This window comes from Limnohabitans sp. (assembly GCF_044361985.1).
GTDB lineage: Bacteria > Pseudomonadota > Gammaproteobacteria > Burkholderiales > Burkholderiaceae_C > Limnohabitans_A.
This window is the reverse complement of sequence record NZ_JBIKHV010000083.1, coordinates 1-9,366: the sequence shown is the minus strand read 5'-3', so window position 1 is coordinate 9,366 and position 9,366 is coordinate 1. Positions and strand designations below refer to the sequence as shown.

Sequence of the window (9,366 nt, the reverse complement as noted above, 5' to 3'; positions counted from 1 at the left end):
TTTGCAGCACGCGTTTGCCCAGCTTGCTGAAGGCCACCGACAGGTTGGAAGAGGTGGTGCTCTTGCCGATGCCCCCCTTGCCATAGACCGCAAAAACTTTGGCCGTGCCGATCTTGACGGAGGGGTCCATCTGGAACTGCACGCTGCCTTCGCCGTCTGCGCCGCGTACCCTCTGGATGCTGTTCACGGGGATGCTGGTGGTTTCGATCATGCTGGGAGTCCTTCTTGTATGCCTTCAAGGCGGTCTTCAAGTTCTTCGCCGGCACGCAGCAGAGCTGACATGGTCTCGGCGTCGGGTTGCCAGTACTGGCGGCGGGTAGCCTCCAGCAGGCGGTTGGCCACTTTGGCCGATGCGGTGGGATTCAGTTGGGCCATGCGTTCGCGCATCGCCGGGTCAAGCACAAAGGTCTGTGCCAATTGCTGGTAAACCCAGGGTTGGACCTGACCGGTGGTGGCGGACCAGCCCATGGTGTTGGTCAGGTGGGCCTCGATTTGGCGCACGCCTTCGTAGCCGTGTTGCAACATGCTTTCATGCCACTTGGGGTTGAGCATGCGGCTGCGGGTTTCCAGCGCCACTTGCTCGGTCAGGCTGCGCACCACACCCTCGCCTTGGGTCTGGTCGCCAATGAAAACCGGTGGGGCTTCGGCGGCGTTGCCATCGCGCTGGTGTTTGGCTTGCAGCACGGCACGGCTGATGCCGCCCAGGGTGTCAAAGTAGGTGTCGATGCTGGTCACGCCCAGTTCGACCGAGTCCAGGTTTTGGTAGGTCAGTGACACGCTGGCCAGCGCACTGGTCAATACGGCGGTGTTGCGCACCGGACGGCCCTCGCGGCCATAAGCAAAGCCTTTGCGTTGGGTGAAAGCATCGCCCAGCTCATTTTCGTTTTCCCAGCAGCTGCTGTCGATCAAGTGGTTGATGTTGGCGCCGTAGGCCCCTTCGGTGTTGCCAAATACCCGCAGCGATGCGCACTCCAGCGTGCTGCCTTCGTGCTCGGTCATAAAGGCCAGCGCGTGTTTGCGGATGAAGTTTTGCTCAGCCGGCTCATCGGCGCTGGCCGCCATGAAGGCCGCTTCGGCCAACAAACGAATCTGCATGGGCAACAGGTCACGAAAGATGCCCGACAGCGTGATGACCACATCGATGCGCGGACGCTTCAGTTCGGCCAACGGCACCAGCATGGCGCCTGCCAATCGACCGTAGCTGTCAAAGCGTGGGGCGGCACCCATCAGGGCCAGGGCTTGCGCCAATGGGCCGCCTTCGGTCTTGAGGTTGTCAGTGCCCCAGAGCACCATGGCCACGGTCTCTGGCAGGTCTTGGTGGTCTTGGGCGTAGCGGGCCAGCAACTTGTCGGCCTGGCGCTTGCCGTCAAGTACGGCAAAGGCCGATGGCATGCGAAAAGGGTCCAGGCCATGCAGGTTGCGGCCAGTGGGCAGCACGTCGGCATTGCGGATCAGGTCACCCCCCGGAGCGGGTTGCAGGTAGCGGCCATCGAGGGCGCGCATCAAGCCTGCCATTTCGTGGTCTTCACCCAGCAGGCGGTTGGTGCGCACCAGTTGTCGCAAGGATTCGGCCTGGGCTTTGTCTTCACTGTCTTGCAGGCTGGCGCTCAGCTGGGCTTGGCTGGCCCCATCGACCAGGGCTTCCATGAAGTCGGGGGTGTTCAGGCTTGTGCTCAGACCCATCGCATCGGCCATGACCTTGAGGGTCTGCAGGCGTTGGGTGCGGCTGGGCGCCTGGCCCATGACGTGCAGGCCTTCTGGAATCAGCGCGTATTCGAGTTCGAGCAGCTGGTTTTGCAGTTGCTCAATCCAGGGGGTGTGGTCGTCGCCCGAGGTGGCTGGCACCTCCAGGTCGATGGCGCGGGCTTGTTCGTGGATGAGCTCGCCCAAGCTGGCACGGTCCAGCGCCTGGTCAGGCCCCATTTGTTGCCAGCGTTCAATCGATTGCTGCAGGCTGACCAGCTCTTTGTAAAGACCGGAGTGGGTGAGTGAGGGGGTCAGGTAACTGACCAGGGTTGCCGCGCCGCGGCGCTTGGCCAAAGCTCCTTCTGAGGGGTTGTTGGCCGCGTAAAGGTAAATATTAGGCAGGGCCCCGATCAGGCGGTCAGGCCAGCATTGGGCCGACAAGCCGGTTTGTTTGCCTGGCATGAATTCGAGGGCGCCGTGCGTGCCGAAGTGCAGCACCGCATCCGCGGCATAGTCATCGCGCAGGTAGCGGTAAAAGGCGCTGAAAGCGTGTGTGGGGGCGCAGCCGGTTTCAAACAGCAAGCGCATCGGGTCGCCTTCGTAGCCAAAGCCTGGTTGCACAGTCACCACCACCTGGCCAAAGTCTGCACCCAAGATGAAGAGCGATTGCCCGTTGGTCAGGTGCTTGCCAGGGGCGGGTCCCCACTGTGCTTCGATCTCGTGCAGCCAGCGTTCGTTTTTCACATGGTGTGCGGTGTCCATGGCGTGCAACACATTGGCCTGCGTGCCGTACTGGCTGGCATTGCCTTGCAGCAGGCGGTTGCGCAAGTCGTCCACACTGTCCGGCAGCTTGACCCGGTAACCTTCGCTTGACAGCCGTTGCAGGGTGTTGAACAGGGACTGGAAGACCGACAAATAAGCGGCGGTGCCAACGCTGCCGGCATTGGGTGGAAAGTTAAACAGCACGATGGCCAGCTTGCGTTCGGCGCGGGGCTTGTTGCGCAGACGCACCAGGCGCTCAATCCGTGAGGTGAGCATTTCGGTGCGCTCGGTGCAGGTGAACATGTCCTGGCTGCGCGGGCCGCTGGGGAAGGTGCAGTGCTTGTCGCAGCCGTTGCAGGTTTGTCCTGCGGGGCCGGGGCGGCCACCATAGACCATGGGCAGGATGGAGCCGTCGAGTTCTGGAATGGCCACCATGATGGTGTTTTCAACCGGCAGCAGGCCGCGTGTAGAGCTGCCCCATTGTTCAATTGTCTGGAACTCCAGCGGGTGTGCGGCGATGTAGGGCACATCGAGCTCGCTCAGGGCCACTTCTGCAGCGCTGGCATCGTTGTAGGCCGGGCCTCCCACCAGTGAAAAACCGGTGAGCGACACCAAGGACTGGATCTTCGAGCCGCTGTCTTCTTTGAAAAAACGGTCCATGGCAGGACGCGAATCCAGGCCACTGGCAAACGCCGGAATCACCCGCAGGCCACGCGCTTGCAAGGACATGATGACCGCGTCGTAATGCGCGGTGTTGCCTGCCAGCAAATAAGAGCGCAGCAAAAGCAGGCCCACGGCAGGCTGGTCTTTGCGGCTGTGGCCAGGCAGGTCGCTCAGCTGTTCGCTGATGCGGTTTTTCATCTGCGGGTGGTACAGGCCCACCTCGGGGTATTCAATGGGCTCTTCGGGCTGAGCCAGAGCGCGCAGGTGTTCGCGTGGCCCTTGGGCGTAGCGGTGCACCAGGGTTTTGACCATCTGCTCGATGTTGTGCTCGGAACCGGCCAGCCAGTAGCGCATGGTTAGGAAGAAAATTCGCAAATCCTGGGCGGTGCCGGGAATGAAGCGCAGCAGCTTGGGCAGGCGGCGCAGCATGGCCATTTGTTTGGAGCCTGCGCTGGCCGAAGCGCCTTTGTCCTCGCCGGTGTCTTTGTTTTTGGCGCTGGGACGGAGTTTTTTGAGCAAGGCCATCAGACCACCCGACTCGCGGCCCATGACCAACTTGCCCATGTGTGTGAGTTGCGTGACTTGCGGCGCCGACATGATGCAGACCATGGCATCGCAATGGCCACGCCGTGCCTGCAGGGCATCGAGCACGGGCAGAAAGTGGTCTTCCATGAAAAGCATGGTGACGATGACGATATCGGCTTGCGCCACTGCGGCCAGGCAGGCAGCCAGGGCGCTGTCGCTGTCGCGCCAGGCCGAGGCGCTGTGGGTTTGCAGGTGCAGGCCAGGCAGTTGCTCAGCCAGGCGCTGCGCGGCGCTGTCGGCGGCGCTGGCCAGGTGGCTGTCCATGGTCAACAGCACCACGCTCATGCGGGGTGCGCCGAAGTGTGCCTGCTTACCGGCTGAAATGGGCTTTGGCATCGTAGAGGGTCTCCACGGTGATGGTGACCACGCCCAGGTCTTGGGCAAATCGCTCGGTGTTGCGGCGGGCTTTGCCACGCACAAAGAACGGAATCTTGCCCAGCTCCTTTTCGGCTTCAGGGCTCCAGGTGGCCTGGTTCGAAGCGGCTTGGGCTGGGGGCGCGACGGCTTGCACACTGACGGGTGTCAGTGTGTCTGTTGAAGGCTTGGATTCAGCGGTTACGTGCACGGCCTTGTCTGATGCCGGGCGGGTGCTGCCCAGGTGCGAGGGGGCCGCACCGGCATGGAATTCGAAGTCTTCCCGGAACATGCCGATCAGATGTTCTTCGAGGCCCATCATCAGTGGGTGTACCCAGGTGTCAAACAGCACATTTGCGCCTTCGAAACCCATTTGCGGCGCGTAACGCGCCGGGAAGTCCTGCACATGCACCGGGGCCGAAATCACAGCGCAGGGGATGCCATGGCGCTTGGCAATGTGGCGCTCCATTTGCGTGCCCAAAATCAGCTCGGGTTGCAGTGCGTTGATCTGGGTCTCGACCTCAAGGTAGTCGTCGGTGATGAGGGCTTCGATGCCATAGAGCTTGGCGCAATCGCGCACCTCTCGGGCAAATTCGCGGCTGTAAGTGCCCAAGCCCACTACTTCAAAGCCCATCTCCTGGCTGGCAATGCGGGCCGCAGCCACCGCATGTGTGGCGTCACCAAATATATAAACACGCTTGCCCGTCAGGTAGGTCGAGTCGACCGATTTGGCATACCAGTGGGCGTGTGCGTTGTCGGGGTCGTGGGCGGGTACAGCCAGGCCGGTGAGGGCGCAGACTTCGGCGATGAAGTCGCGCGTGGCGTGGCTGCCCAGGGGCACGGTTTTGGTAAAGGGTTGGTCAAACTGGCGCTGCAGCCATTGCGCAGCGGCGAGGCCGACTTCTGGGTAAAGCACCACGTTGAAGTCGGCTTCGGCCAGTTTTTGAAGGTCGGCTACGCTGGCGTTCAAGGGGGCCACCACCGCCACGTCCACGCCCAGCTGGTTCAGCAGTTGGGTGATCTCCTTGACGTCATCGCGGTGGCGAAATCCCAAGGCGCTCGGGCCCAGAATGTTGCAGCTGGGGCGGGCCTTGGCGACTTTGTCGCCGGGCTTGTGGACCAGGTGGCGACACAGTTGGTAAAAGGTCTCGCTGGCGCCCCAGTTTTCCTTGCGCTGGTAAGAGGGCAGGTCGAGGGCCACCACCGGAATCGGCAGCTTCAGGGCCTGCGCCAGACCACCCGGGTCGTCCTGGATCAGTTCGGCGGTGCAAGACGATCCGACCAGCATGGCCGCTGGCTTGTAGCGTTCCATGGCTTGGCGTGCGGCTTCCTTGAAGAGTTCTGCGGTGTCGCCCCCCAAGTCGCGCGCCTGAAAGGTGGTGTACGTGACCGGTGGGCGGCGCGGCAGCCGCTCGATCATGGTGAACAACAAATCGGCGTAAGTGTCGCCCTGCGGTGCGTGCAATACATAGTGCACATCGCGCATGGCTGTGGCGATGCGCATGGCGCCCACGTGGGGGGGGCCTTCGTAAGTCCAGAGCGTCAGTTGCATGGGTTGGTTCCTGCGCTGATCAGGCCGCCAGCTTGATGCGGCGCTTGAGCGGGCGACTGAACAGGCCTGCCAGATCGGCCGCTTGTTCGTAGCCCTGAATGGGGGTGAAGACCAGCTCGATGGCCCACTTGGTGGCGATGCCCTGGGCCTCCAGCGGGTTGGCCAGGCCCAGGCCGCACACCACCAGATCAGGCGCGTCGGCAAGACACCGGTCGAGTTGGCGGTCCACATCCTGGCCTTCGCTGATGCGGGTGCCTGCGGGCAACCAGGCCAATTCGGCGGCCATGTGCTGGCGGTGCAAATACGGGGTGCCCACTTCCACCAGGTCCATGCCCAGTTCGCGGTGCACAAAACGGGCCAGGGGAATTTCGAGCTGCGAGTCGGGAAAGAAAAAGATGCGCTGGCCTTGCAACATTTCGCGTTGCACCGCCAGGGCCTTTTCGGCGCGCTGGCGCGGCACCGCGATGGCTTGCTCAAATACTTCGGGCGTCACACCAAATTCGGTGGCTGCCGCTTGCAGCCAAGCGGTCGTGCCTTCTACGCCCAACGGGAATGCCGCAGGCAGGTGTTGCGCCCCACGCGACTGCAAAGCGCGGGCGGTATCGGCCAAAAAGGGCTGGGCCAGCAAAAACCGGGTGTGCGGGCCCAACACCGGCATGGCCTGGGAGTTGCGAGGCGGGAAAAAGGTGACCGACAAGCCCATGCGTTCAAGCAAGATGCGCAACTGGTCTTCGACCACATCGGCCAGTGTGCCCACCACCATCAGCGCAGGGGCTGTTTGGTCGGGCAGGGCGGTCGCTGATGGGAAGGGCAAGCCTGGCACCATGGCCGCCAGACAAGCATCCTCACCTTGGGTGAAGGTGGTTTCGATGCCGCTGCCCGAGTAGTTGAGCACGCGCACGGCGGGTTGGTGGAGCTGGTTTTGGCGCTCTGCTGCCTTCGTTAAATCGAGTTTAATGACTTCGGAGGGGCACGATCCCACCAAGAAAAGCAGGCGAATGTCGGGGCGGCGCGCCAGCAGCTGCTGGACCACGCGGTCGAGTTCTTCGTGCACATCGGCCAGGCCCGCCAGGTCACGCTCGTCAATGATGGCGGTGCCAAAGCGGGGCTCGGCAAAAATCATCACACCGGCAGCCGACTGGATCAGGTGCGCACAGGTGCGTGAACCCACCACCAAAAAGAAGGCATCTTGAATTTTGCGGTGCAGCCAGATGATGCCCGTCAGGCCGCAAAACACCTCACGTTGACCACGTTCGACCAGAGGCACCACATCGGTGCAACCAGAAGTTTCTGCGCGGATCGGGATGACGGTGCTCATACGCTGGCCTGTGCACCCGAGTCGGGCAAAGGATGGGACAGGTCGGTGGGTTGCTTTTGCAGGCGCGCCATGCGCAACTTGCGGATGTACTGCGCAGCGTTGACCGCATAGCTCAGGTAAGCGGCCAGTGCCAGCAGCAGCTGGTCGTTGGCGCTCCACTGACCTTGCCACCAGACCCATATATATGCCGTGTGCAGGGCCATCACGCCCATGCTTACGATGTCTTCCCAGAAGAAGGCCGGGGCAAACAAGTACTGACCAAACACCACTTTTTCCCAAATGGCACCGGTGACCATGATGGCGTAGAGCGCAATGGTTTTAAGCACCACTGATCCCAGCGCCCAGTCGGTGTGCTCGCCGGTCTGCAAACTGCGCACCACCAAGTACAGGCTGATCCCGAAGATCAAAAACTGAACCGGGGCGAGGATACCTTGCACCAGGGTCCAGGCGGTCGCATCGCGCCGGGCGCGTTGCGCTGGCGTGTACAAAACCTGGGGGGAGGATGCGGGCATGAAGAACCTTGTTGGACAGTTGGGCTTGGAATGAATGTAAGACTGGACATACATTGTGTCAACATAAATTGACAATATTTTAGAATTTTAGGGTTTACACTCAATACAAGGACAAGGAATCAACCCACACTCAACCTTGTGTTCTGTCAGGGCATTCAGGTGCCCGGCTCAACGCCAATCTCGCGACGAGCACGCCTGCATTTAGGCGTCTGCCGCTGGTGTATCCCTCTGATGATCGGTGCTTGTCATGGCTCAATTCAATGTCGAAAACTCCCCGTCCCAGCCCTCGCCGCTGGGCGCGGCACATCACTGGCCTGAAGCCCTGAGGCAGGGTGCGCCGGTCGGTCCACGCCTGGTGGGAGGAACCTCTTTCACGGGCAAGTCAGCCATCGACCTGGCACAAATCCAGATCCTCGCGCAGGCTTGTTTGCAGGGCCTGGATGCTGCGAGGCAAGTGGTCTTTGGCTGGCAGCGCCAAGGCCAATCGCTGGAAGACATCTATCTACAAGGCATCACGCCTTGTGCGCGTTTACTGGGGGAGTGGTGGGGTGCAGACCGTCTGGACTTCGCCATGACCACCATCGCGTCTTGTCATTTGCAGCAATTGCTGCACGACTTCAGTGTTGAGTTTTTGCAGGAAGCCCCCCAAGAGCGCAACGGCTGGAGCCTGCTTTTATTGACCGAGCCGGGCGCCCAGCACAGCATGGGGCTGTTCATGCTCAGTGAATTTTTCAAGCGGGCCGGTTGGACGGTGACGGTGGGGGTGCCTCAGGATGTGCCCGAGTTCAAGCACTTGTTTCAGTCCGATTGGTTTGATGCTGTGGGCTTGTCGATCAGCACCGATCGGCACCTGGACACGCTGGCGGCTTTGTTGCCGCAGCTTCGGGACAGCTCGGACAACCTGAGCATGCGGATTTTTGCGGGTGGCCCGATGGCTTTCCTGGCACCAGACCGCATGCAATGCCTGGCTGCAGAGGTCATTGCTGAAGATGCCCCGGTCACGGTCCGCCGAATCTTGCAACATATGCCTTCGGGCGGCCCCAAAGTCGCATGAAATGTCTAGTTTGGTGTGCTGTATGACATTAGAAACTGAAGGAAATGGTTCTGACCTGTTTATAGGGCCTATACTGGCATGACAAATTCAAGTGTCAACTTCCTGATACTCAAACGCGGTTCGTTTACAACATGAAGCTTCCCTCACTGGATCCGTCCACCTTCTCCCAGTTGCTGGGGGTGGTGTCGGATCTCACCTTGGTCATGGACCCGCACGGGGTGATTGAGGACGTTTCAATCGGACGCGATACCTTGGCTTCTCTGGGTTGTCAGGCCTGGATCGGTCGTCGCTGGATCGACACCGTCACCAGCGAAAGCCGAATCAAGATCCAGGACATGCTGCAGTCTCAGGGGGCGCCCGAGGTGATGCGCTGGCGCCATGTCAACCACACCTCGCCCATGGGCAATGAGGTGGCTTTGCAATATGTGGTGTTGCCCCTTGGTGGTGGAAAGTTGCTAGCCATGGGCCGCGATCTGGAAAGCCTGGCCGAGTTGCAGCGCCGTTTGGTAGAAACCCAACAGTCGATGGAGCGCGATTATTTGCGACTGCGCCACATCGAAGCGCGTTACCGGGTGCTGTTTGACACCTCGTCCGAAGCCGTGTTGATGGTCGACGCCGGCACCCAGCGGGTGCTCGAAGCCAACGTGGGGGCGCAGTCTTTGCTCAAGGACGCAGGCAAACGCCTGGTCGGTCGCGATGTGCGTGAATGTTTTGAAGGCGACAGCCAAGGCGAGGTGCAATCCTTGTTGCGCATGGCGCTGGCCACTGGCCGCATCGAAATGTGCTCAGCCCGTGTGGCCGGCCTGCCTTCTGCCTGGACCGTCTCGGCTACGGTGTTTCGCCAAGAGGGCGGGGCCCAGTTTCTCGTGCGTTTGGTGAC

At 61.2% G+C, this 9,366-nt stretch carries 7 protein-coding genes; 2 read left to right on the top strand and 5 right to left on the bottom strand.

Translation table 11 applies throughout. The features are described from left to right. The 5 genes from ACIQ3A_RS11985 to bchF all read right to left on the bottom strand — a co-directional run. Positions 1-211 (bottom strand): AAA family ATPase (locus ACIQ3A_RS11985; protein WP_396431965.1); only part of this gene is annotated, 211 nt, incomplete at its 3' end. Then, positions 208-4,032 carry a magnesium chelatase subunit H gene (locus ACIQ3A_RS11980; protein WP_396431964.1) on the bottom strand — a complete coding sequence of 1,275 codons (3,825 nt, stop codon included), beginning with the start codon at positions 4,030-4,032 and terminating at the stop codon, positions 208-210. The genes ACIQ3A_RS11985 and ACIQ3A_RS11980, both read right to left, overlap by 4 nt. Then, the gene (gene bchB / locus ACIQ3A_RS11975) at positions 4,007-5,602 is read right to left on the bottom strand and encodes a ferredoxin:protochlorophyllide reductase (ATP-dependent) subunit B (RefSeq protein WP_396431963.1); all 1,596 of its coding nucleotides are present in this window, start codon (positions 5,600-5,602) and stop codon (positions 4,007-4,009) included. Before bchB ends, ACIQ3A_RS11980 begins: the two co-directional genes overlap by 26 nt. Positions 5,603-5,621: 19 nt before the next feature. After that, positions 5,622-6,920: a ferredoxin:protochlorophyllide reductase (ATP-dependent) subunit N gene (locus ACIQ3A_RS11970; protein WP_396431962.1), complete on the bottom strand. Its 1,299-nt coding sequence runs from the start codon at positions 6,918-6,920 to the stop codon at positions 5,622-5,624. Beyond that, the gene (gene bchF / locus ACIQ3A_RS11965) at positions 6,917-7,432 is read right to left on the bottom strand and encodes a 2-vinyl bacteriochlorophyllide hydratase (RefSeq protein WP_396431961.1); all 516 of its coding nucleotides are present in this window, start codon (positions 7,430-7,432) and stop codon (positions 6,917-6,919) included. The genes ACIQ3A_RS11970 and bchF overlap by 4 nt, the downstream gene beginning before the upstream one ends. A 247-nt stretch (positions 7,433-7,679) precedes the next feature. Here bchF and ACIQ3A_RS11960 point away from each other — a divergent pair, with 247 nt between their 5' ends. Both ACIQ3A_RS11960 and ACIQ3A_RS11955 read left to right on the top strand, forming a co-directional pair. Continuing rightward, positions 7,680-8,486, top strand: coding sequence for a B12-binding domain-containing protein (locus ACIQ3A_RS11960; RefSeq protein ID WP_396431960.1), 807 nt, complete (start codon positions 7,680-7,682; stop codon positions 8,484-8,486). 131 nt (positions 8,487-8,617) lie between these two features. Then, positions 8,618-9,366: PAS domain-containing protein (locus ACIQ3A_RS11955; protein ID WP_396431959.1), on the top strand; the 749-nt coding region annotated here is incomplete at its 3' end.